The sequence below is a fragment of the Lacinutrix venerupis genome (genome assembly GCF_003663945.1).
GTDB lineage: Bacteria > Bacteroidota > Bacteroidia > Flavobacteriales > Flavobacteriaceae > Lacinutrix > Lacinutrix venerupis.
Map to the genome: position 1 here is coordinate 245,516 of NZ_RCCH01000006.1, position 24,967 is coordinate 270,482.

Annotated in this window: 15 protein-coding genes; 11 read left to right on the forward strand and 4 right to left on the reverse strand. The window is 29.7% G+C overall.

All coding sequences use genetic code 11. From position 1 onward, the window contains the following. Nucleotides 1-214: 214 nt before the first annotated feature. Nucleotides 215-5,983 carry a M14 family zinc carboxypeptidase gene (locus CLV86_RS10915; protein ID WP_121052331.1) on the reverse strand — a complete coding sequence of 1,923 codons (5,769 nt, stop codon included), beginning with the start codon at nt 5,981-5,983 and terminating at the stop codon, nt 215-217. Nucleotides 5,984-6,372: 389 nt separating this feature from the next. Here CLV86_RS10915 and CLV86_RS10920 point away from each other — a divergent pair, with 389 nt between their 5' ends. Beyond that, a complete protein-coding gene (locus CLV86_RS10920; RefSeq protein WP_121052333.1) occupies nt 6,373-7,137 on the forward strand; it encodes a hypothetical protein in 765 nt (254 codons plus the stop codon). 12 nt (nt 7,138-7,149) lie between these two features. Here CLV86_RS10920 and CLV86_RS10925 read toward each other — a convergent pair whose 3' ends face one another. From CLV86_RS10925 to CLV86_RS10935, 3 genes are all read right to left on the reverse strand, one after another. Beyond that, nucleotides 7,150-8,031 carry an SdiA-regulated domain-containing protein gene (locus tag CLV86_RS10925; protein ID WP_121052335.1) on the reverse strand — a complete coding sequence of 294 codons (882 nt, stop codon included), beginning with the start codon at nt 8,029-8,031 and terminating at the stop codon, nt 7,150-7,152. A gap of 133 nt (nt 8,032-8,164) precedes the next feature. After that, entirely contained in the window at nt 8,165-10,399 is a 2,235-nt protein-coding gene (locus CLV86_RS10930; RefSeq protein ID WP_346227146.1) for an FUSC family protein, read from the reverse strand. 121 nt (nt 10,400-10,520) lie between these two features. Continuing rightward, entirely contained in the window at nt 10,521-12,107 is a 1,587-nt protein-coding gene (locus CLV86_RS10935; protein WP_076732745.1) for an FMN-binding glutamate synthase family protein, read from the reverse strand. Between the two features lie 270 nt (nt 12,108-12,377). Between CLV86_RS10935 and CLV86_RS10940 the strand changes: the two genes are divergently transcribed. From CLV86_RS10940 to CLV86_RS10980, 10 genes are all read left to right on the forward strand, one after another. After that, a complete protein-coding gene (locus tag CLV86_RS10940; protein WP_121052339.1) occupies nt 12,378-14,756 on the forward strand; it encodes a TonB-dependent receptor in 2,379 nt (792 codons plus the stop codon). A gap of 151 nt (nt 14,757-14,907) precedes the next feature. After that, on the forward strand, nt 14,908-16,224 hold the full coding sequence (nhaA, locus tag CLV86_RS10945; protein ID WP_121052341.1) for a Na+/H+ antiporter NhaA: 1,317 nt from the start codon (nt 14,908-14,910) through the stop codon (nt 16,222-16,224). 115 nt (nt 16,225-16,339) lie between these two features. Further along, on the forward strand, nt 16,340-17,431 hold the full coding sequence (locus CLV86_RS10950) for a sensor histidine kinase (protein ID WP_121052343.1): 1,092 nt from the start codon (nt 16,340-16,342) through the stop codon (nt 17,429-17,431). A 5-nt stretch (nt 17,432-17,436) separates the two neighbouring features. Continuing rightward, complete coding sequence (locus CLV86_RS10955; protein WP_121052345.1) at nt 17,437-18,762, forward strand: sigma-54-dependent transcriptional regulator; 1,326 nt, start codon at nt 17,437-17,439, stop codon at nt 18,760-18,762. Between the two features lie 250 nt (nt 18,763-19,012). Next, nucleotides 19,013-19,177: a hypothetical protein gene (locus tag CLV86_RS14285; RefSeq protein ID WP_170148538.1), complete on the forward strand. Its 165-nt coding sequence runs from the start codon at nt 19,013-19,015 to the stop codon at nt 19,175-19,177. A 167-nt stretch (nt 19,178-19,344) separates the two neighbouring features. Beyond that, on the forward strand, nt 19,345-20,649 hold the full coding sequence (locus CLV86_RS10960; RefSeq protein ID WP_121052347.1) for a Glu/Leu/Phe/Val family dehydrogenase: 1,305 nt from the start codon (nt 19,345-19,347) through the stop codon (nt 20,647-20,649). A 24-nt stretch (nt 20,650-20,673) separates the two neighbouring features. After that, complete coding sequence (locus tag CLV86_RS10965; protein WP_076732755.1) at nt 20,674-21,093, forward strand: GreA/GreB family elongation factor; 420 nt, start codon at nt 20,674-20,676, stop codon at nt 21,091-21,093. A gap of 12 nt (nt 21,094-21,105) precedes the next feature. Beyond that, nucleotides 21,106-21,528, forward strand: a complete 423-nt coding sequence (locus tag CLV86_RS10970; RefSeq protein ID WP_076732757.1) for a hypothetical protein — start codon at nt 21,106-21,108, stop codon at nt 21,526-21,528. Nucleotides 21,529-21,546: 18 nt separating this feature from the next. After that, nucleotides 21,547-21,930: a hypothetical protein gene (locus tag CLV86_RS10975; RefSeq protein WP_147427034.1), complete on the forward strand. Its 384-nt coding sequence runs from the start codon at nt 21,547-21,549 to the stop codon at nt 21,928-21,930. Nucleotides 21,931-22,066: 136 nt separating this feature from the next. Continuing rightward, nucleotides 22,067-24,886, forward strand: coding sequence for a helix-turn-helix and ligand-binding sensor domain-containing protein (locus tag CLV86_RS10980; RefSeq protein WP_121052351.1), 2,820 nt, complete (start codon nt 22,067-22,069; stop codon nt 24,884-24,886). Nucleotides 24,887-24,967: the final 81 nt, after the last annotated feature.

Genomic DNA, 24,967 nt, shown 5'->3' on the forward strand with positions numbered 1-24,967 from the left:
TAGGTTGTAAAACTACAATATTAGTCCTTAAAAAGCAAAAATAATCGATGAAATGCATTTTGTGTTTTTAATATATTGATTTTCAGTGTTTTGCGATATAAAAAATCAGTGTATTTGAGCGTGTAATTGTGTATTTTGTCGATGAAAGATTGTTTGAAAATAAAAAAGTTGAGCATGTTAATACCCAACTTTTTTTATTAATTAAATAATTACTTTAGAATTTAATCATTTTTTGAGTATGAATAATTGAATTTTTAGAATTAGAAAGTCTTAAAAAATAAGGAGCTTGATCTAATCTTTCTAAACCATTAATTGTTAATTTTCTTAATGATGGAGTAGTAGCCTTAGTATAAACAACTCTTCCATTTAAATCGTAAATTGTTACTGTTATTATTTCATTATTATAATTTAATGGTAATAAAATATTAATAGTTGAATTAAAAGGATTAGGACTAATACTAATGTTTTCATTTTCAAATTCTGTAGATCCTAAGGTTTCTTCATCATATCCATCACAATCTTCATCAATACCATTTTGAGGAATCTCAGTTGCTTCTGGATTTATTAAGTTGTTAGAATCATCACAATCTGTATCGTTTGTAACGTAGCCCATTGGCTGAGTACAATCTTGAATTGAATTATTTGCATCACCATATCCATCATCATCTGTATCTGCATAATAAGTGATTGCTGTTCCGTTATTTGTTATTTCCCATGTACATGTAGTTTCGTTAAACGTTGCAGTTTCGTAACATTCTGTAGCAGGTTCAGGATCTTGAGTTCCTATGTTTTCCCATTGGCATGTGCTATCGTTAAATTGGTAATTATCCCAACAATTAACAGCAGTTGGTTCAGGATCTTGAGTTCCTATGTTTTCCCATTGGCATGTGCTATCGTTAAATTGGTAATTATCCCAACAGTTAACAGCAGTTGGTTCAGGATCTTGAGTTCCTATGTTTTCCCATTGGCATGTACTATCGTTAAATTGGTAGTTATCCCAACAATTAACAGCCGTTGGTTCAGGATCTTGAGTTCCTATGTTTTCCCATTGGCATGTGCTATCGTTAAATTGGTAATTATCCCAACAGTTAACAGCAGTTGGTTCAGGATCTTGAGTTCCTATGTTTTCCCATTGGCATGTGCTATCGTTAAATTGGTAATTATCCCAACAATTAACAGCAGTTGGTTCAGGATCTTGAGTTCCTATGTTTTCCCATTGGCATGTGCTATCGTTAAATTGGTAATTATCCCAACAGTTAACAGCAGTTGGTTCAGGATCTTGAGTTCCTGTGTTTTCCCACTGGCATGTACTATCGTTAAATTGGTAATTATCCCAACAGTTAACGGCAGTTGGTTCAGGATCTTGAGTTCCTGTGTTTTCCCATTGGCATGTGCTATCGTTAAATTGGTAATTATCCCAACAGTTAACAGCAGTTGGTTCAGGATCTTGAGTTCCTGTGTTTTCCCACTGGCACGTACTATCGTTAAATTGGTAGTTATCCCAACAATTAACAGCCGTTGGTTCAGGATCTTGAGTTCCTATGTTTTCCCATTGGCATGTGCTATCGTTAAATTGGTAATTATCCCAACAGTTAACAGCAGTTGGTTCAGGATCTTGAGTTCCTGTGTTTTCCCACTGGCATGTGCTATCGTTAAATTGGTAGTTATCCCAACAGTTAACAGCAGTTGGTTCAGGATCTTGAGTTCCTGTATTTTCCCATTGGCATGTACTATCGTTAAATTGGTAATTATCCCAACAGTTAACGGCAGTTGGTTCAGGATCTTGAGTTCCTGTGTTTTCCCATTGGCATGTGCTATCGTTAAATTGGTAATTATCCCAACAGTTAACAGCAGTTGGTTCAGGATCTTGAGTACCTGTGTTTTCCCAAGAACAATTTGTATAGTTGTAAGTGTAATTGTCCCAGCAATTTACTGTAGGAGGTTCATCTTGTAGTGTTATTGTTACAACGGCTGTACAAGTGTCAGAATTTCCATTAGCATCCGTCACAGTTAAGGTTACATTATTTGCACCTTCATCTTCGCAAGTAAAACTTGTTTTAGATGCAGAAATACTAGCTATTCCACAATTATCTGAAGAGCCATTATTAATTTGAGACGCTGTTATTGTTGCATTACCTGAATTATCTAATTGTACAGTTATGTTTTGGCAAACAGCGGTTGGATTTTCGTTGTCCGCTATTATGTTTACATTAAACGACGCTGTTTCCGTATTACCACTATCATCGGTTACTGAGTAGCTTATAGTTGTGTTTCCAGTAGGAAAAGTGTCTCCACTGTTTAATCCTGTAGCATCAGTTCTAACAACAGTTAAAGTGGTATCACAATTGTCTGTTGCTGTTGGGTCTGTCCATGTTGGATTATTGTTTCCACAGGTAAATGATTGGTCACTAGGTACATTAACGAATTCTGGGTTTACTTGGTCTACTACAGTAACAGTTGCGGTACAAGTATCGGTTTGAGATTCGGCATCTGTAACAGTAAGTGTTACGGTTACTGGAGTTCCAATATTAGAACAATCGAAAGTATCAATATCTATTGCGTAGTTTGTAATAGCTACATCGTCTGTAGAACCATTATCTATATCTGTTGCTATAATAGTTGCATTACCGGTATTATCTAATTGTACTGTAATGTTTTGGCAAGCCGCTACAGGTGGTGAAGAAGTGGCTACATCTGCTGTAAAATTAATATTGTCTACAGAGATATCACTTCTAAAACCAGAACCAGTAATACCATGAAAACGTAATTTAATTGTTTGGCCATCGTAATCAGATAAATCAATAGTTTCTGTTAACCATGGATTTGAATTAGCTGTTGTTTGAGAGTTTGGCTGACCAATTTGAGTAAAAACAGTATTAAAAGTTGCAAAATTATCTGTACTAACTTCTACATATAAATTTCCCATTGTTGCACCAAACATATGGTAGTCGAAAGAGAATTGAGAATTTTCGTAACCATCTAATTCAAAACATGGACTTGTGATATAAGCAACTTTGTTTGGATAACCTGTTCCTTCTCCTGATGCTTCAGTATAAATATAAAACGTGCCATCACTTGCTCCAGAAGGACCAGTAATATCTGGATTATTAGTAGTGTTTGTTGGTGTCGTTCCAGAGTTTCTTGTCCAATCTATATCGTCTCCACTTGTGTTATTTGTCCATAAACCGAAATCTGCTTCAAAACTTTCAGAGTATGGAAATGAGACAACAGGAGTGCCTGTACAAGGAACAGCTGCCGGAGTTGTAAAATTTTCAATAGCGCTATAACTAGAAGTGTTAGTTTCGCATCGTGTTCTTACACGTACATCGTAATCTGTATCTGCCGACAGTCCTGTAATAGTGTAGCTATTTGTAGAAAGGTTTGTAACAGTTGTCCAACCAGCTGCTCCAGATCCAGTTTCTCTATATCTTAAATCGTAAGTAGCAGAAGTTACTTCAAACCAATCTACTTGTGCAGAGAATGCTGAAATGTTTGAAAATGTAATATTTGTAGGAACAGTAGTTTGGCAAGCTACATTAACGCTAATAATTTTAAAATCGTCTATAAAGAAACCATCGTTTGTTGTAGAATAGTTTTCGTTTACGTTTAATGCATCTGTTCTAAAATTGAATCTTATTTTTACGTTGTTTGAGTTAATAAGAGAAGCGTAATTGCTGGCGTCTATGGTAAATTCTTCCATAACCCAATTATCCATTCTGTCTCCGTCATAAACTTGCCCAGAACTATTAGCTTGAAAATTGGCATATGAAGAACTTTTATTATCATGACTAGTTGTTGCACTAGTTGCATTTGGCTTTGTGTAATTTCCACAAAGTGACACCCAACTAGAACCACCATCTGGCGAACCTAAAACTTCAACAAAATCATAATTTCTTTCTATATCCCATTTTGAATAAAACTGTATAAGGACTTCTTCTGAATTGGTAAAATCGTAACTATTTGTGGTAGTTAATGTTTTTGTAACATTATTATTATATGTTCCTGTGCTAATAGCGTTAGATCCTGAATATGCATCAGACGTTGTGTTAATCCAACCATTAGATTGTGTCCAACCTGTTAAACCTGTAGCATCTGGATCGTGGTCGAATAATAGTGTTGGTTGATAATATTTTTTATAGTTAGCTTCATAAATAATACCATCATCATTAGAAAGTTTAACATTGTATTGAATTTCTTGATTAGTAGTAATACTTGGATCTAAATTTAAAGAAAATGAAACTGTTCTTTGAGAGAGTACAGGCATTCCTGTTTCTGTTACAGGAGAAGATATACTTGTTATATTAGAAGAAACAGGAGTTACTGTAACTGTAAAATCACTTGCAGTTTGCCCAATACGTTCAATACCAAACTCTATATTTTCAGTTAAGTTTGTTAGATTACTTTGTGTTAAATCGTGTAGTTTGGCATATTTTCCACCATAATAAGCTGTGGCTAAGCTAATTCGCATAGAGCGTTTAGCAATAGGAATAATTGTAGAAGGTGTTGGCCAAAAACCTTCACCACCATGCTCTGGAGTAGTTGCAATAATTGCTTGTCCTGAACCTGTAGATCCATTGTTATCTACGTCACCACCCATCATCCAATCATCTGGTATTCCATTAGATTCGTAAAAAATAGTAGCACCATATAGATATCTATTATACCTAGTCATTTCCTCATGCCATCTGTAAAATTCGTCCTCTCTACCAGAACTATCGGTAGGTTCGCCTCCATAAGGATGCGGTACAGAGTTAGCATAAGAGTGGTTCCATACTGCAGATTTAATATTTCGTGTAGTAATAAAATCTACCATAATTTGTGTTTCTGGTTCAGACTCTGGAGCTGGTCCTCTGTACGTTCCATTTGCTCCGTTATTAGTAGATAATCCTGAAGAACCAATATCGTTTAGACCCCAATAGTAATCGAAGTTTCTATTTAAATCGACACCTCTATTTTCTGAAGTATTTCCAGTGCCTCCGGTATTAGGTCTTAAATTTTTACGTTGGTAATAGCTCCCATCGTCTACTAATCCGTCTAATCTTGCATCTAAATGTTCATTCCATTTTAAACCATCAGGATTTACAACAGGTACAAAATATAATTCGTTATTATCTACTAGCTCTTTAATGGCAGGATCTGTAGCGTAATTTTCAACTAAATACCACATAAAGTACATGTTATTCATTAAAGCACTTACCTCTCTAGAGTGAATCATAGAAGTAAATAATATTTGTGGTTTTGTGCCTTCTGGTGTTGTACTTTGATCTCCAGTTATTCTTATATAATATATAGTTTCTGGGTCCCAAAATGTTTTACCGTCTCTATCTGGTTGATTTTCAAATGAGCTCGCTGTACCTTGTCCAGAGTAAGTAAGACCATTATTTGTAATTGTGTTTGCTGGATTTCCCCAAGTTTTTTGTCCGGTAGAAGATGCATTTGCCTTAACAGATACAATATCTAAACTATTAGTTTGAGAGTATGTGTACATGTCATCTAACTCATTTTGTACTTCTCTATATGTTAAACATCCAGCCCAATTACCTAAATTGAAATTTTGAGGTTCGACAAAATCTATTTCGTCACACCCAGTATATTGAATAATGTTATTTGTTACAATATTTGAAATTGAAGATTTATTATTGTTAGATTGTGCCGCTGCTCGAGATTGAGCATTTTTTAATTCGGCTTTAGCTTTAGGAAGGTCTCTTTTTGCTTTTTCGGAGTAAAATTTTTGTAAATCGTCTATTTCAACCGTAAAAGAAACATTGTTTGCTCTTAAATTATTAATCTCTTTTGCAGATAAATCAAGAGAAATAGCTTCTCCTTCATGTTTAGCGCCACAATTTAAATCAATGCCTTGCAAAGCAATAGTGTTTGCTATATGTTGGTTTGCATGGTTAATTTTAATGCGAGAATACTTTTCTTGCGAAAAAGAAAATGCCACCATAAATAAGGCAACACATAGTAAAGTAATTTTTTTCATGTTTAGTAGAATTGGATTATCTAATTTAGTTTGCTAAACTATTAAAAATGATTCAAATATCATCTATAAAACGCAAAAAAACACGATTAAAAGCTATTTGGTGTTTTAAACAGCTGATAGTTAAATAATTATGAAATGCATTTTTATCGGATTAAATACGTATTTTTGATGTAAATAAAGTTTTAAAGTCTGCTTCTATAATTAATTTATACTTTAAACGGTTGTATTATTATGTAATTAAATTCTATGTTATTTTAAAAAAACAATAAACAGACTATTAGTTTCTTAGAAGGTGATATTATGTGTTTTTATAATTATATCGTAATAATATTCGCTTATCTTGCGGCCGTTTTATTTGTATAAAATAAAATTAATTTTAAAGTATAATTATGGATAATAAGCTTGATAAAAAGGATAATATAGACCAAATAAATAATGTTATTAAAAATTATTTTAATAATAATACTAAAGTAAACTGGATTGCAATAAAAGATATCATGCCAGATATGGTAAGCGCTGGTGTATTTAATAAAGATGTTAAAAAGGGTTTGCCCTTTAGAAAAGTATTAAGAGCTTTAGATAAGGATAATAAACTAGATAGAATACCACTTATTCATGCAGAGAGAACAGAAACAGCTGTGTATTGGTATTTAGTAAGGGAAGGTGCTAACTTGCCAAAAAATGATGCTATTGTTACTGTGTCTAAAAAAGAAAAATTAAAAGAAAGTAGAGAGCGTAGCGACGAGTTCTATATTTTAAATATTTGCGATGAGCTACTTAACGAAAAATCTTCACGTAAGCATACGTTTGCTTCTTTAGTTGGAGATTTACATAAAAGAGGAAAAACTAGAACAAAACTTCCTTTAGCTGCATTTTATAACGATGCTAATTTAGTTATTGAATTTCTAGACAAGCAAAATAAAACAGAGCAAGAGATAGAAAAATTAAAGGTAATGACGGTAAGTGGTATTACTAGAGGTGAGCAAATAATAAAGTATAAGAATAAACGAAAAGATATACTTAAAAAGAAAAATATTAATTTAATTGAAATTGATTATGCTTTATTTGAACAAGATAAACAACAGAATTTAAAGCGTGAGAAGAATGAAGATGAAAAGCTTCTTAAAAAAATTCTTAAAAATTATATTAAATAATTTTCGTTAAAACTATTCTTTTATAATAACTTCTAAAATATTTGCATTACTACTATTAGCTTCGTTAGATATAAACAATCTACTGTCGTCACTAAAAGTAATACCTTCCGGTTGTTCAAATTTCTTCTTATCTAATGGTAGTACTTTAGATAATTCACCATTTTTGGTAAGTATTAAAAGTTTTGGATTTTTACCTTCAATAATATAAATATCTTTAGTCTTCGGGTGTATTGCTATATCCGAAGGATTAAAGGTTTTTTCGATACTTTTTTGTTTATACGATTTAAATTTAATGTCATTTAAATTAATTTTAGCAATAGGCTCTAAGTTCATTATTTTAGTATCTAAAGGTATTTCATAAATATTTTTGAAACTCTTATCGTCTAAATCTATATTTTTTGCAATGGTAAGTAATCGGTTATTATTTGGATCAAAAGTTAAACTCTCAATATTATTTTTTACTTTAAAAGGTGTTTCAATTTCAGAAATTTCAGGATTTTCAGACTCATAATCTTTAATTTCAAAAATAACACCTTCGCTATGCATTACATAAGCATCAGATTCGTTTATGGCTATAGCTTCGTAATCTCCAGGTTTACCAAATTTTACTTTATATTCTATTTCATTATCATTTATATTATAAATAAAAATAATGCCATCTTCATCTTGAACACATGCAAATCGCCCATTACCAAGAGAGGTAATACCGCTAATTTCGTTTAATATCTCTGGTAAAATATATGCGTTTTTTATAGAGTAAGTTGCATGGTATTTATCTTCTTCTGTTAATTGCTTTTTAAGAATAGAGTCTGTAATTGGTTTTTGTAATCCTAAAATTAAAACACTTACAAGAACCGAAATAATTACAGTAATATTAAAGTTTGATATTTTCATATGTGTATAAGATACTTTTTATTAATTAATACTTGTGTTAAAAAGTTTATAAAAGTATTAATACAAAAATATGAACTTTAAGTGTTAGTTAAAAGTTTAGTTAGAAACCTTTAACAAAATAAAATTGTAATATTTATTTAAATTTGTTTACTATTTTTAGCATCTTTTCGGTTAAACTATACAACCAATATAATTGTTCCCAAATCAAGTGTGCCTCTTTGTGGTTTCTTATATTGTTAGTTTGTAATAATACTTGATTGGTTATAGTTTTAAACGGAAAAATAAAAGCATTGTCTTTTGTTTCTAAAGTCTTATTTTTTAACTCAATATCTTCAAAGTTAATAGTTGCTAAATCTTTGCAAATAGTATTAAGATTGTTTGTTATTTTATTAGTAATTAATTTAAAATCTTTTGAAGCTTCTGTTGTAGCATGATTTTGAATATATGCGCTTAATGAAGCTAAAGCAGAAAGAAAACTATGGTTTATAACAACTAATTGGTATATGTCATCAATATGATTTTGTTTGGATTTAGGCTCTTGAGCCATACGCTGAAACGCAGAACTTAAATTAGAGGTTTGTAAAAAGGCTTCTTTTCTATTAACTTTTAAACTTGTTGGTACTTTTCCTTTAGTTTGATAATGATTGGTAATAGAATTAAAAAACAATGTATTTGCTTTTAAGCTGTTTTTTAAATACTCGTTTATTTCCATAAAAGACCAAGCAGGCCATAACCATAGCATTGCTGCAAAAGATAATAATGCTCCAATTAAAGTATCTAAAACTCTAAACTGGATAACTTTTAAAATATTAGGTTCTAAAATAGCATAAATAAAAATTACACTAAGTGTTATAAAAGTAGCAGAAGCTTTATAGTTTTTCTGTACCATAGAAAAAGCAATAACCAAAGCAATTATACCTAAACCACCATATAAATAAGGACTATTTATTAAAAATACTAAACCACTTGCTAAAATAGCACCTATTAATGTTCCAATAATTCTATCTTTAGTTCTTGTTTTTGTTAGACCATAACTTGGTCTCATAATCACAATTATTGTAAGTATAATCCAATACGGATTCTGAAAATCTAAAAACATACCCACAGCATAGCCAAGCATTACCACAAATGCTAAACGTAAAGAGTGTTTAAAAATATTAGATCTAAAACTAAAATTTCTAATTAGTAATTTAGGGTTATAGTCTTGTGAAACTATAAAACGATTTAATTTATCGTTTTTAATATAATCATCACTTTTTAAATCTGGATTACCTAAAAGCCATTTAATTTTCTTTAGTTTTTCGTTTTGTTTTTTTTGATAGTCTAAAAAATTATGAAGCATTAAGTATAATTCATAATCTTCAGAGTTATTTTCATTTTTAAATTTTAAAATACTTTTTTCTAAAGTGGTAAATGCTTTGGTAAGCATATTACTAACTTGTATTTTTTTTGGATTATTAATATTTTCAGCAATACTTAATAATTGTTTTGATAGTTCTGAAATTATATTTTTAAATTCTCTTTTTATATTTGGATGAAGTTTAAGTAAAGCATCTCTTTTATCGTTGTTTACAGGATTTGCAATTGCATTTTCTAAAATTTCAATTAGCTGTATAAATACAAGTAGCCTCTTACTTTGGTAATTAGATTTTCCAGAGCTTTTTCTTGATAAAATGAGTATTTCTCTTAAAGTTTCATGATGCTCGGTTAACTCACTTTGCAAAGTCATAAGCTTAGTTTTTAAGCTGTATTTTTCTTTTTTCTTACCTATTAATTTTTTTCTAACATTTAGAAATTCTGCTGTAAGTACAATGGTTTCTTTAAGAAGTTCTTCGGTTTGTGCTTTAGGGTTTATATAATACCATATTGTTGATATTAATAAATACCATAAACCACCTAAACCAATTAATAATGCATATTGGTAGACTTCAAGATTTTCTAAAGTATGTGCAAAACTTAAAACTAAAGCTAATAGTCCAGAAAAGCTTATTAATGAAGCTCGAAACCCATAAATAGAGATAAAAGCAATACAAAAGGTTAAAACACCTAAAATTGGATATAAAAAATAACCTGTTAAGTGAAGAAAGCCACCTATAAAACTTATTATAGAAACTAATAAGGCAGAAAATAATATGCCAATTTGCTTGTGTTTTAAACTACCATTAACATCACTTGGAGAGCACCAAAAAGCACCAAAACATAAGGCTAAACCAATTTCAAAACGTTTAGTAATTATGCCTAGAATTATAGGTATAATAACGGCAAGACTAATTAAAATAGCTTTGCTAAAACTTGTGCTTTTAAAGAAATTTAAAAGTTCCTTAGAGTTATTTAAAATATAATTTAAAATATGAAGTTTGCTTAAAATTTAAAGTAAAGGTACAATATGAATATACAAATTTGTGCTATTAAATTTGAGATTATTTTATTTAACCAATATGCTTTAATTTAAAATAGCTAAAAGAAATAAACCTTGTAACAAACCACAACTACATTACACGAGTAGACTTAAAAAACTTCATGTAATCCTCTGGAATAGTGTCTATATTTACTAAAGATCCTTCTTCTACATAAGGGTAAATTTCTTCGTAAGTTTTAACATCATATAAACCAACTCGTTTGCTAATGTGATTTCTAGTTAATTCGTTAGGACTATTTAAGCCAGCAGCAGCAACAAGTTCTAAAAAGCTGTGTATTGTTGCTTCATGGTAGCGTTGAGCTCGAGGTGCTTTATCATCTACAACTAATCCTTTAACTAAAGAAGGATTTTGTGTTGCAACACCTACAGGACATGTGTTTGTGTTACATTGTAAAGCTTGAATACACCCAATAGATAACATCATAGCTCTAGCACTATTACAACCATCTGCACCTAAAGCAATTGCTCTTGCCATATGGAAACCAGAAATAATCTTACCAGCAACAATAACTTTAATATCTTTTCTTATACCAAATCCTACAAGTGTATCATGAACAAAAATTAAACCTTCACGCAAAGGCATTCCCATAGAGTTCGAAAATTCAACTGGAGCTGCACCGGTACCTCCTTCGCCACCGTCTACTGTAATAAAATCTGGTTGTATTCCAGTATGAAGCATAGCTTCACAAAAATCCATAAATTCTTGCTTTCTACCTAAACATAGTTTAAAACCAATAGGTTTCCCGTTAGAAAGGTCTCTTAGTTTTTTTATAAAATGCATAAATCCTATTGGATCTTTAAAAGCAGAATGTGAAGGTGGAGAATGTACTGCAATTCCTGGTTTTACATGTCTTATTTTAGCAATTTCTTCTGTGTTTTTAGATGCCGGTAAAATTCCTCCATGCCCAGGTTTAGCACCTTGAGATAGTTTTATTTCTATCATTTTTACTTCTGGTCGTAGAGCATTTATTTTAAAGGTTTCCTCATTAAAAGTGCCGTCTTCGTGTCTACACCCAAAATATCCTGTTCCTACTTGCCATATTAAATCTCCTCCGTGCTTTAAATGGTATTCACTAATTCCTCCTTCTCCTGTATTATGTGCAAAATTTCCCATTTTAGCACCTTTGTTTAAAGCGAGAACTGCATTATTACTTAAAGAACCAAAACTCATTGCAGAAATATTTAATAAGCTTGAAGAATAAGGTTGTTTACAATCTTTACCACCAATCATTAAACGAGGAAAAACGCCAATATCTTTAGGGTTTGTTTTTGCATACATAGAATGTTCTAGCCATTCGTATCCAGAATGGTAAAGGTCCATTTGTGTACCAAAAGGCTCGGTGTCGTTTTCTCCTTTTGCACGCCTATAAACTAAAGATCTAAGTATTCTGTTTAATGGACGACCTTGCGTATCTGTTTCCACAAAGTATTGCATAATTTCAGGACGAATAGACTCTAAAACATATCTAAATCTTCCAATAAGAGGAAAGTTTCTTCTTATAGTATGAGATTTTTGAAATATATCAAAAAGTCCCATTAATATTAAAGGTGCAACTATTAAAAATAACCACAGAATAGGTTGCCAAAATAGCGCAATAGATATAATTGCAATAGTTACTAAAACAGATATTAATAAAAAATATTCGCGAACTTTCATAAAGTGTCTTAATTAATGGATAGAAAATATTTGTTATAAAAACAGTCTGTTTTTACAGCAAAAGCAAATTTATAAAATTTTATTAGGATGTTTCCAATTTTAGAAACTATTAGTTTTCTATATATGTTTTATAAAATTAAAACGGCTATGTTTGGGTTAAATAATTTTTAGCTTTTAATAAAATATATACGCTTTAAATTATTAGTATTTAAAGCGTTAATCGCTATTTTTGTTGTCTGTATAAAAAAGAAATAAATATAGTTTACAAACATGAAAGCAGTCTTTAAATATATAGTTGTTATAATACTTTTATTAGGTGTTAATAGTGCTACTGCACAAGACAATAAAATAGAAATTGTTGGTATGTTGGTAGACAATCAAAGTAATCAAACAATTCCTTACGCAACAGTAGCTTTGTATAAAAATAATAGCAAAGAGATTATTACCGGAACGACCTCAAACGATGAAGGAAAATTTACAATAAACACCTCTGCATCTAATTTTTATATTCAAATTAGTTTTATCGGTTTTAAAACAAAGCGTATTACCAATTTTACAGTAAAAAATAATAAAATAGATTTAGGAACTATTGTACTTTCTGAAGATAACGAAACGCTAGAGGAAGTTGTAATTACTGGAGAGGTTTCAAAAACTGTTTTTAAATTAGATAAACGCGTTTTTAATATAGGGAAAGATATTAGTAGCACTGGTGTAAGCGCATTAGAGGTGCTTAATAACGTTCCTTCTGTAAATGTAAATATCGAAGGAGAAATAAGCTTACGTGGAAGCTCTGGAGTTCAAATATTAATAAATGGAAAACCATCTGTATTGGCAGACGAGTCTAGTAATGCGTTAGGTACTTTAACAGCAGATATGATTGAAAGTATAGAGATTATTACCAATCCATCAGCCAAATATGAAGCATCTGGTACAGCTGGTATTTTAAATATAATTTTAAAAAAGGAAGAGAAAAAAGGATGGAATGGTTCCATTTCTGCAAATACAGGCACACCAGACAATCATAGTGTAGGTATTAGTCTTAATCGCAGAACAGAAAAATTTAATTTATTTACACAAATTGGTGTTGGTTACCGTTCGCTACCAAGAGACAATGAAGCGGTTAATAGAAACTTAATAGATAACGAAGTTATATATAGCAACGGTACAGCTTATAGAGACGAGACGTTTTATAATATAACTTTAGGAACAGATTATCATATAAATGATTTTAATGTACTAACCTTATCAGGAAATTTTGCATACGAAGTTGAAGACCAACCTTCTAAAACAAATTTTAGTTTTTATGATTCTAATAATACTTTAATTTCCAATTGGTTGAGAGAAGAAGTAACCGATGCTACCAATCCAAAATATCAATACGAACTTAATTATAAAAAACAATTTAAAAATAATAAAGACCACTCTTTACAACTTAGTGCTCTAGGTCGTTTTTTTGGAAAAGACCAAGCTTCACAATTTAAAAATACTACTATAGCAGGATCAAACGTTGATGGTAATCAACAAACAGATACAGAATTCCAACAATCAGATTATACTTTTAAAGCAGATTATACAAATCCATTATCTAAAACTTATAGTATAGAAGCTGGCGCACAATATCTAATTAACGATGTTGGTAACGATTATGAAGTAAGAGACTTTACAGATGGAGTTTACGTAGTTAATCAAGATTTAACTAATAATTTTGAATACAATCAAAAAGTGTTAGGTGTTTATTTTACAGGTGCTTATGAGCTTGATAAATGGGGAGTTAAAGCAGGAATAAGATTAGAAAATACAGATTTAAATACGCTGCTAACAAATACAAACGAAGCTAATTCTCAAAATTTTACAAATTATTTTCCATCGTTTCATACCTCTTATAAAATAAATGATAATGTATCTTTTCAAGCCGGATATTCTAAACGAATCTTTAGACCAAGACTATGGGACTTGAATCCATTCTTTAATATTAGTAATAATTTTAATGTAAGACAAGGAAATCCAAATTTACAACCAGAGTTTACAGATTCTTACGAGTTAACAAGTATTTATAAAATAGGAAAAGCCTCTTTTAGTTCAAGTTTATATCATAAATATACTACAGAAGTTGTAGAACGCGTTTCTACATTTGCAGATAATGTAACAACTACAACGCCAGAAAACATAGGTACTAATGCATCGGTAGGTTTCGAAACTAACGGAAAATATAATGTTAATAAATGGCTTGTGTTAACAGGAGATTTTAATTTTAATTTTTTCGACCGTGTAGGAGCTTTTCAAGAGCAATCGTTTAATTTTTCTGGCAACCAGTGGTCTTCAAGATTAGGTTCTAAAATAGGCTTACCTGCAGACATAGATTTAGAATTAACAGGTAATTATCAATCTGGTTTCAAAACCTTTCAAGGTGACGTAACAGGTTATGCTTTTTTAGACTTAGGAGTTAGAAAAAAAATATTAAAAGGAAAAGCAGTAGTTAATTTAGGTATTCGAGATATGTTCGAGTCTCGCATCTCAGAAACCTTTGTATCTCAACCAACTTTTCAAACATATAGTTTTAGTCAAAGAGGACGTTTTGTAACATTAGGATTAAGTTATGGTTTTGGTAAAGGAGAAGCTATGACGTATTCTGGAGGAAGAAGGCGTTAATTTATTTTTAGAGTTTATACTTCTTAAAACTTATAATATGCTAAAGTGTTTATTTTGTGTTAAATAAAAACTAAACTAAAAATATACTGCAAGCTTTTCTATATTGAAATCTTATCTTTGAGATTAATATTTTTGTTAGAAAACTAGCCGTATGATTAAAAAAGTATTCCTCACACCATTCCAAAAATTTGTAAAAATTGAAAGCCTTAGTGGTATTTTGCTTATGCTTGCTACAATTATAGCATTAGTTTGGGCAAATTCACCATTTGGAGATGTTTATAGAGAATTATGGCAATACGATATTGGCATTATTACAAAAACCTTCGAATTTAAAAAGCCTCTAATCCTATGGATAAACGATGGCTTAATGGCTATATTCTTTTTCCTAATTGGTCTAGAGATTAAACGCGAATTAACTATTGGTGAGTTAAACTCTCCTAAAAAAATAGCATTTCCGTTAGTAGGAGCAATTGGCGGTATGGTAATTCCGGTTGTGTTTTTTTTACTTTTAAATAATAATCCGGAAACAGCTAAAGGTTGGGGAATCCCAATGGCAACAGATATTGCATTTTCGCTTGCTATTTTAAATGTTTTAGGAAAAAAAGTGCCATTAAGTTTAAAAGTTTTTTTAACAGCATTTGCAATAGTAGACGATATTGGAGCAGTACTTGTAATTGCTTTGTTTTATAGTGGTAGCATAAATACAACACTATTATTAGTAGCTATACTTATGTTGGCGTTTTTATACTTTCTTTCTTATAAAGGTTATTATTCTAGATTTATAATGTTTTTCTTTGGTGTAATTATTTGGTTTTTGTTTTTAAAATCAGGCATTCACCCAACTGTTGCAGGAATATTACTGGCTTTTTCAGTTCCAATTAGTCAAAAAATAGATACAAGTACATTCTTAAATCAGCTAGAAAATGTTTTTAACAATATAAAAAAAGCAAGTGTTTTAAAAAAACCAATTTTATCTGCAGAACAAATTCAATCTATAGATAATTTAAACGATTGGTCTAACAAATTTCAATCTCCCTTACAGCATTTAGAACATAACCTACATGGTTGGGTAGCGTACTTTATAATACCAATATTTGCATTGGCTAACGCAGGAGTTTTAATAAGTGGTACCGAAAATTTAAATATTGCTTTAGTAACAAATATTATTATTTGTTTAGTTTTAGGAAAAGGAATTGGTATAAGCTTAATCGTACTTATTGCTAAAAAAATAAAATTAATAGAAGTACCGCACGATATAAGTTTTACGCATATTTTAGGAGTATCTTTTATTGCGGGAATTGGTTTTACAATGGCAATTTTTATTGGAAGTTTAGCATTTGCATCTACACCAGAATATATAGATTCTGCCAAAATAGGAATCCTTATTGGTTCCCTTATTTCAGCAATTATAGGATATTGCATTTTACGTTTTAATAAAACAAAAGCAGAACAAGTAATAATTAAATAGTAAAACAGCTATATAATATAAATTTATACCTTATCATAAACGCTTTAACTATTGTTATTTTACAAATGAATTGTAATATCTTGTTGTTAAAAATATGATATGTTAATTTAAGAATATGAGTAGCGCAGAAAAAGCATTAAAAGAACGAATAAAAGAACTCACGTGTCTTTACGAAGTGTCTTCTATTGTAGAAAATGCCAACATAGAACATATAGAAAGTACGCTAAAAGCAATTACTTATAGCCTTAAAAAAGGATTTCAATTTCCAAAAGAAACAGAAATAGAAATAATAACAAAAGCTAATACGGTTTCAACAAACAAAAGCACAGAAAATACAGTCACTATTAAGGCTAATATATCCATTTTTAATAAAGCTGAAGGGCAATTAATAGCACATTTAAATGCAAATAAATTTAAAAGAGAAGATTTTTTAGATGAAGAGCAACTTTTGCTTAACAATATTGCATTAAAAATAGGAAGTCTTCTAGAGCGATTAGAAATTATTAAAAATGAAGCTTCTCTAAAACGACAAATGGAGCGGGCAGATCGTTTAAGTATTTTAGGCGAGATTACCGCAGGAATTGCACACGAGTTAAATACACCTTTAGCTAATATTTTGGGTTTTGCCGAATTGTTAAAAGACGATTTAAAAGCTAGTAACAAAGCAATAGAAGATGTTAATAAAATTATACAAAACGCTATTTTTTCTAGAGAGGTTGTAAAAAAACTTATGTTTTTTGCCTGCGAGATGCCTCAGGAAATGAAACGTGTAAACGTAATTCCAAACATTAAAAATGCTATAAATTTATTAGATGCTACTTTTAGAAAAGAACAAGTTAAATACATTGTTAAAATAGAAGAAGAAGAGTTGTTTTTAAAAGCAGATCCTATTCAATTAACGCAAATTATATTTAATTTATTAATGAATGCTATTTATTTTTCGCCTAAAAATGGATTGGTAGTTGTTGAGGCTAAGAGTAAGCAAAATAACATTATTCTCAAAATTAAAGACGAAGGTAAAGGTTTTTTACCAGAAGATTTAGATAAAATATTTCAACCTTTTTTTACAACTAAACCAACAGGAGAAGGCTCTGGTTTAGGATTAAGCGTTGTACATGGAATAGTATCATCTCATAAAGGCATAATAAAAGCAGAGAATAACAAAAATAACGGTGCTACATTTACCGTAATACTTCCTAAAGAGTAAAAATTATGCAATTACAAAAAGAAAATATATTAATTGTGGATGATGATGTTAATATTCTAGAATTATTACAGCGCCACCTTCAATCTTGGAATTATCATGTTTTTAAAGCTATCTCTGTAAAAGAAGCAGTTGTAATTCTACGAGATACAAAGATAGATTTATTAATAACCGATTTAAAGATGCCGGAATTAGATGGGTCTGAGTTAATAAAATTTGTATCAGAACATTATCCAAAACTTCCAAAATTAGTAGTTACAGGTTATCCTTCGGTTCAAGATTCTTTGTCAGCAATTAAATCTGGAGTTGTAGATTATTTAACCAAACCATTTACAAAAAACGAATTAAAGCTTGCGTTAAATCGCTCCTTAAAAGCTACAGAAGACAAACAGTTAGAAAACAAAAAGCTTGATGTTAATAATAAAGCTTATGGAGAAATTATTGGTAATTCTGAAAAAATAAATAATGTTATTCAGGTTATAGAGCGTGTAAAAAATAATAAAGCAACCGTTTTTATAAAAGGAGAAAGTGGTACAGGAAAAGAATTGGTAGCAAGAGCAATCCATTATCAAGGTAAATTTTCTAGAGCACCTTTTGTAGCTGTAAATTGTGGAGCAATACCAGAAAACCTATTAGAAGCAGAACTTTTTGGATACATAAAAGGTGCTTTTACAGGAGCCGAAACTAATAGAGAAGGTTTTTTTCAAGCGGCAAATGGCGGAACTATTTTTTTAGATGAAATTGGTAATGCTTCCTTAACTGTGCAATCTCGGTTATTACGTGTGTTGCAAGAAAAAGAAATAGTAAAAGTTGGTGCTACAAAAGCCGAAAAAATAGATGTTCGCATTATTGCAGCTACAAATAGTAATCTTCGCGCTATGATTGTAAAAGAAACTTTTAGAGAGGATTTGTTTTATAGACTTACAGTTGTAGAAATTGAAATAGCGCCTCTAAGAGAAAGAAAAGAAGATATTACTTTATTGGTAGATAAATTTCTTTTTAAATATGGTATTGAATATAAAGACAGATTTATAAAAATTACACCAGAAGCTTTATCGGTTTTAGAACGATATAATTGGCCTGGTAATATTAGAGAATTAGAAAACGTTATTCAGCGTGCTGTAATAATGTGCGATAAGCATATAGATATTACACATTTACCAGAACATTTAAAGTATGTTTTAAATTTTGATGAAAGTGAATTGCCTGCTTTAAAAGTAATAGAAAAACAATATATAGAAAAAGTATTAAGGCTAACAGAAAATAATAAAACTAAAGCGGCACAAATACTTGGAATAGATAGAAAAACAATTAGGAAAAAATTAGAAGAATAATTTTTGCTTTTCAGTTTAATATTTTTTCATAATAAATCTTCACAAATAAATAATATTTATTTCACACCTAAAATAGTGGTACAATATTACTCAATCGGGACTTTTTGTACCGCTAAAATATTTCTTTAAAATATTAAATATTTTAGCTTTTTCTTTGTTTATAAGGGTTTTGGTGTCTTGCTGTTTTTTAATTCTTCAATTGGCATACGCATTGCTTTTAAGCTTATAAATAACCTTATAAGTTTTAATTATGAAGCATTTTAATATTTGTCCTATTTGTATACATCAAAGCTATTGTGCATTAACAACGCAAAAAGATAAAGTATGGTCTTGCAGTGAGTTTGATGCAATCGAACCAAGCAACTCCATAATAAAAAGCAAACCACAAATAGAAAAGAAACTAGAGTTAATATAATTTTTAAAGTAATAAGTATTATGAATTTAAACACATTTATGTCATTATTTTCTAATAGACATGTAGTAAATAAAAATTCTAGTTCTAGAGCAACTAGAAGCCGATATATCACAGAAAAATATAATGAGAGATCGATAGTAAATCGATATTTTAAATAAGAATAAAATATGACAACAATTACAGCAGATTTAAAAAAAGAAACAAAAAAAGTACCTGTAAAAGGTATGATGGATAACGTTATGGAGCAGTTTAATAGTGCTGCAAACCATATAAACCTGCATCCAAATATTAAAAAAATATTAAGTATTACTAATAACGAAATTCTTGTAAACTTTCCAGTAAAAATGGATAATGGAGATGTAGAAGTTTTTACAGGCTATAGAGTGCAACACAATAGTGCTTTAGGTCCATACAAAGGAGGTTTACGTTACCATCCAACTGTAGACATAGACGCTGCAAGAGCTTTAGCTATGTGGATGACCTGGAAAACATCGTTAGCAGGTTTGCCATACGGTGGAGGAAAAGGAGGTATTAAAATTGATCCTTCAAAATATTCAGAATCAGAATTAGAGCGTATAACAAGACGTTTTACCTATGCATTAGCAGATAATATTGGGCCAGAACACGATATTCCAGCTCCAGATGTTAATACAAGTAGTCAAACTATGGCATGGATTGCGGATACGTATATGAGTACGCGTCCACCAGCAGAGCGATCAGCAAATCAGCACGTAGTTACTGGAAAACCAGATGGAAGCGGTGGATTAGAAGGTAGAGATAGAGCTACAGGTTATGGAGTGTATTTATCTATTAAATTTTGGGCGAAAAAGAATAATGTAAACTTAAAAGGTAAAAAATATATTGTTCAAGGATTTGGAAATGTAGGTTATTGGGCTTCTTATTTCTTAGAAAAAGATGGTGCATTATTAGTTGGAGTTCAAGATGCTTATGGAAGTATTAAAAGTGCTAATACAATAAAAGTAGAAGATCTTTTTAATTACGCTAAAGCTAATAAAGGAAGCATTGTAGGTTTTCCATATTCTGAGCCTGTAAGTAAAAACGATTTTTTTAGTTTGGATTGTGATATTTGTATTCCTGCGGCTTTAGGAAACCAAATAACAAGTGAAAATGCACCTTTTATTAAAGCAAAACTTATAGCAGAAGGAGCAAACGGTCCAACAAACGTTGAGGGAGAAAAGGTTTTACTAGAAAGAGGTATAGCTATTATTCCAGATATTTTATGTAATTCGGGAGGAGTAGTAGGTAGTTATTTCGAGTGGTTGCAAAATAGAAATGGTGAAATTTGGCAGTTAGACGAGGTAATGGCCAAGCTAGATAAAAAGATGCAAGAATCTTTTAATAAAGTTTACGATTATTCTAAAGAAGAAGGTATAGATATGCGTACAGCCGCTTTTTGTATAGCAATAAAACGTATTGAAAAGGCATACATACAAAGAGGTATTTTTCCTTGATTTATTAATTATAATAGTATTGTAATGAAGTACAAGACTTTAATTTTAGAGAAAAAAGAGTATGTATATTTAAAACGTATACTTAATATTTCGGGTTATGCTAATGATGATGTAGTAAGAAAATCATTATTAAAATTAACCGAAGAATTAAAAACAGCGAATATTCTGGATGAAGAGAAAATGCCTAAAGATGTAGTTCGATTTAATAGTGTTGTTACTTTAAAGTCAAACAAAGGATGGGAAAGAGTTTTAGAGGTTGTAATACCTCAAGATAAAGACCTATCATTAAATAAGATTTCTATTTTAACACCAATGGGAGCAGCGCTTTTTGGTTATTCTAAAGGAGATATTGTTGATTGGGATTTTCCGGGAGGAAAACAAAAACTAAAAATTGTAGATGTTACAATCTCAGAATCTTTAAAAGGATTAGATGTTGTAATTTAAAATAAACTTATTATGAAAACTAAAAATATTGAAATTTTCGATCATGATACAAACGTAGATGTCACACATAAAATAAACACTATGGAGTTAGACAATTGGTTAAATCATTTAGAATATATTAAAAAAGAACTTATAAATCTTATTAATATATGTAAAAACGAACTTAACGAAAAGTTTGATGATGATAGTGTAGTTGAACGTTTTGAAAAAAAAGAAATAGAAAACGAAACGCTTTACAATGCACTTAAAAAGTATTCTAATTCCAGATCTAATATTGTGGAATGTGAAGATACAGAGTGTGATATGGTTTACATAACAGAACACGAAAGCTATAGAAGAAGCTATTTATACCATTTAGATAAATATAGAAGATTAAAAGATGAGTTTTTTAATAAAGTTCAAGGCAATTTTACTTTAGTAAAAACTAATAAATAATAGACTAAGTAGATTAAGTTGGTAGGGTTAAATAAAATAGAGTCGCATAGAAGACTTTGTCTAAAAAAAGACTTAATCGAGTTGTCTTATTGGCATAATACTTTAGAGGCTTTTAATATTGAATTAGATTATTTAAGTATTATTGAAAAGCAATTGTTAAAAAATGTTTCTGTTTCTAACATAATAACCGCATTACGTAGAAAAAATGTTATGCTTATGGCTAGTTTATGTAAGTATGAGCAAGAGCTTCTTCAAGAAATCGAGTACGGTAAAACAGAATACGATTTAAATAGGTTAAAAGTGCATGGACAGAAACAAGATAGTTATATTTCTTTAGTAAAAGATTTTTCTTTGTTCAAGAATCAATATTATACATTACTAAAAAAATTTAGAAGCAATTAATAGCGAATATTCTTTTAAAAATAAAAAATGTTGAATTAACCCAATTCAACATTTTTTATTTAATCCTAAATTAGATCGATTAGCTTGTGTAAGCAACAACCATACAAAGTTGTATATTGCAATACAACTTTATGTCATGCTTGTAACACACAAAAAACATATTAAGCTTTTATTTTTGTTGGTTTTTGTATTGTTTTCTTTTCAATTAAACGCACAAGAAATACCACCAATAAATGTTTTTACACCACAACAATATAATGGTGAATATCAAAATTGGGCAATTTCTCAATCTTTAGATAAAACAATTTATGTAGCAAACGATGCTGGTCTTTTGGAGTATAACGGAGCTAAGTGGACAAGATATAACTCTCCAAATGAAACCATATTACGTTCTGTAAATGTGGTAGGTGATAAAATTTATACAGGCTGTTACATGGAATTTGGCTACTGGAAAAAAAACAGTTTTGGTATATTAGAATACACATCACTTTCTCAAAAAAAAGACTTTTCTGTAGTTGAGGATGAGCAATTTTGGCAAATTGTAAATCTTGATAAATGGATGATATTTAGATCACTAAATCGAATTTATATTTATAATACTTTAGATGAAACTTTTAAAATAATAGAATCAAAATTTACAATTACTAAATTGTTTAAAGTAGATAATACTATTTATTTTCAAGATATTAATAAGGGAATTTTTAAAATTATAAACGGAAAAAAATCTTTATTTATAGATAGTGAAATTATAAGAAATAATGCTATTGTAAATATATTTAACTACCAAGGAAATTTATTAGTTCAAACAGAAAACAACGGTATTTATGCGTATAAAAACAATATATTAATACCATGGGAAAAGGAGATAAACAAATCTTTAGTTAATTATAGTGTATATAGCAGTATAAGGTTAAAAGATGGAGGTTTTGCCTTTGGTACTATTTCTAATGGAGTAATTATTTTAAATAAAAATGGAGATTTAGTTTATAAAATAAATCAAAACTTAGGTTTAAGTAATAATACAGTGTTGTCAGTATTCGAAGACTTAAATAATAATTTATGGCTTGGTTTAGACAACGGTATTAATTGTATAAATAGTAAATCTCCAATAAAAATTTTTAACGACTTTAAAGGAGAACTTGGTTCTGTTTATACATCTGCAATTAAAAATGAAATTTTATATTTAGGTACAAATCAAGGACTTTTTTATAGAGATATTAATGATACTACAGAATCTTTTAAGTTTATTGATGGTACTCAAGGGCAAGTTTGGAATCTGCAAATTATAGACAATCAATTATTTTGTGGGCATAATTCTGGGACGTATATTATTGAAAAAAATAAAGCAAAAAAAATTTCTAATATACAAGGAACGTGGTCTATAAAGAAAATTGAAGGAGCGCCTAATTTGCTAATGCAAGGAAATTATAGTGGACTATATATATTAGAAAAAATAAATAATAATTGGACTTTTAGAAATAAAATAGAAGGCTTCGATATTTCTTCTCGTTTTTTCGAAATAGTAAATAACACAACTATTTTTGTAAGTCATGAATATAAAGGTGTTTATGAAATTACTTGTAATTCAGCATTTACTAAAATTAAAACAGTAAAAACTAAAAATATTAGTAAAGGAGCGCATTCAAGCTTAATTAAGTATAACAATAATTTAAATTATGTTTATAGAGAAGGATTCTATAAATACGATTTTGAAAAAAATAAGTTTGTAAAAGACACAATTATAAGTAGTTTTTTTCCATCAGATAATTACGTTTCCGGTAAATTAATACATAATAAAGAATCTAACTCTCTTTGGGGATTTACAAATACAGATGTTATATATATAAAACCAGGAAAATTATCTGCTAAACCAGAAGTAAAAAGAATAGCATTGCCAAAGCGTCTTAGAAATAGCGTTACTAGTTATGAGAATGTAATTCATATAAAAGGTAATGAATATTTATTTGGTACTGCATCAGGTTATTTAATAATTGATACCGAAAAATTTAATAATGCTACTGGAAATGTTGCGCTTAATCAAATTATAAGTAGTAAAAATAATGGTGAAAGTACATCATTAAGTCTAAATGAATTTGCAGATTTAAAACCAAATAGTAATAATATAGAGTTCTTATTTAGTTTTACACAATTTAATAAATTTAATGTTGTGGAATATCAGCATAAATTAGATGGTATTTATAATACTTGGAGTAATTGGTCTTCAACACCAAGTGTAAGATATAAAAATCTACCTTCAGGAGACTATACTTTTGTTGTAAGAGCAAGAGTAGGGGAAGATGTATCAAAAAACGCTACTTATCAATTCTATATAAATAAGCCATGGTATGCGTCTAATGTGGCAGTTATAGCATATGTGTTAAGCACGATTTTTATAATTCTTTTATTACATTATTTTTATAATAGGTATTACAAAAAGCAAAGAGAAAAAATATTAATTAAAGCACAACGAGATTTAGAACGTAAAGAATTAGAAAATAAGCAACAACAAATGCAATTTAAAAATCAACAGTTGCAACAAGATATAGAAAACAAAAATAGAGAGTTAGCTATTTCTACTATGAGTTTAATTAAAAAGAACGAATTTTTAAATAGTATTAAAGCAGAATTAAATAATAAGGAAACAGATGCTAATATTAAATCTGTTATTAAGATAATAGATAAAAACTTAAACAATACAGATGATTGGAAATTCTTTCAAGAAGCTTTTAATAATGCAGATAAAGACTTTCTACAAAAATTAAAAATAAAGCATAGTAGCTTAACTCCTAATGATCTTAAATTGTGTGCTTATCTTAGATTAAATCTGTCTTCCAAAGAAATAGCGCCATTACTTAATATATCGCCAAGAAGTGTAGAGGTTAAACGATATCGTTTGCGTAAAAAAATGAATTTACCTCATAAAACGAGTTTAGCAAACTACATCATAGAGTTGTAGTAACACAACATTATCTATTTTTACCTATACATTACCACAACATTTATTTTTTTTGTTGTTTTTTTTAACAGGTAAGTATGC

Bases quoted from the DNA above. Each gene is read 5' to 3' on its own strand.
- CLV86_RS10915 (WP_121052331.1), bottom strand. From the start codon at position 5,983: ATGAAAAAAATTACTTTACTATGTGTTGCCTTATTTATGGTGGCATTT.
- CLV86_RS10920 (WP_121052333.1), top strand. From the start codon at position 6,373: ATGGATAATAAGCTTGATAAAAAGGATAATATAGACCAAATAAATAAT.
- CLV86_RS10925 (WP_121052335.1), bottom strand. From the start codon at position 8,031: ATGAAAATATCAAACTTTAATATTACTGTAATTATTTCGGTTCTTGTA.
- CLV86_RS10935 (WP_076732745.1), bottom strand. From the start codon at position 12,107: ATGAAAGTTCGCGAATATTTTTTATTAATATCTGTTTTAGTAACTATT.
- CLV86_RS10940 (WP_121052339.1), top strand. From the start codon at position 12,378: ATGAAAGCAGTCTTTAAATATATAGTTGTTATAATACTTTTATTAGGT.
- nhaA (WP_121052341.1), top strand. From the start codon at position 14,908: ATGATTAAAAAAGTATTCCTCACACCATTCCAAAAATTTGTAAAAATT.
- CLV86_RS10950 (WP_121052343.1), top strand. From the start codon at position 16,340: ATGAGTAGCGCAGAAAAAGCATTAAAAGAACGAATAAAAGAACTCACG.
- CLV86_RS10955 (WP_121052345.1), top strand. From the start codon at position 17,437: ATGCAATTACAAAAAGAAAATATATTAATTGTGGATGATGATGTTAAT.
- CLV86_RS14285 (WP_170148538.1), top strand. From the start codon at position 19,013: ATGAAGCATTTTAATATTTGTCCTATTTGTATACATCAAAGCTATTGT.
- CLV86_RS10960 (WP_121052347.1), top strand. From the start codon at position 19,345: ATGACAACAATTACAGCAGATTTAAAAAAAGAAACAAAAAAAGTACCT.
- CLV86_RS10965 (WP_076732755.1), top strand. From the start codon at position 20,674: ATGAAGTACAAGACTTTAATTTTAGAGAAAAAAGAGTATGTATATTTA.
- CLV86_RS10970 (WP_076732757.1), top strand. From the start codon at position 21,106: ATGAAAACTAAAAATATTGAAATTTTCGATCATGATACAAACGTAGAT.
- CLV86_RS10980 (WP_121052351.1), top strand. From the start codon at position 22,067: ATGCTTGTAACACACAAAAAACATATTAAGCTTTTATTTTTGTTGGTT.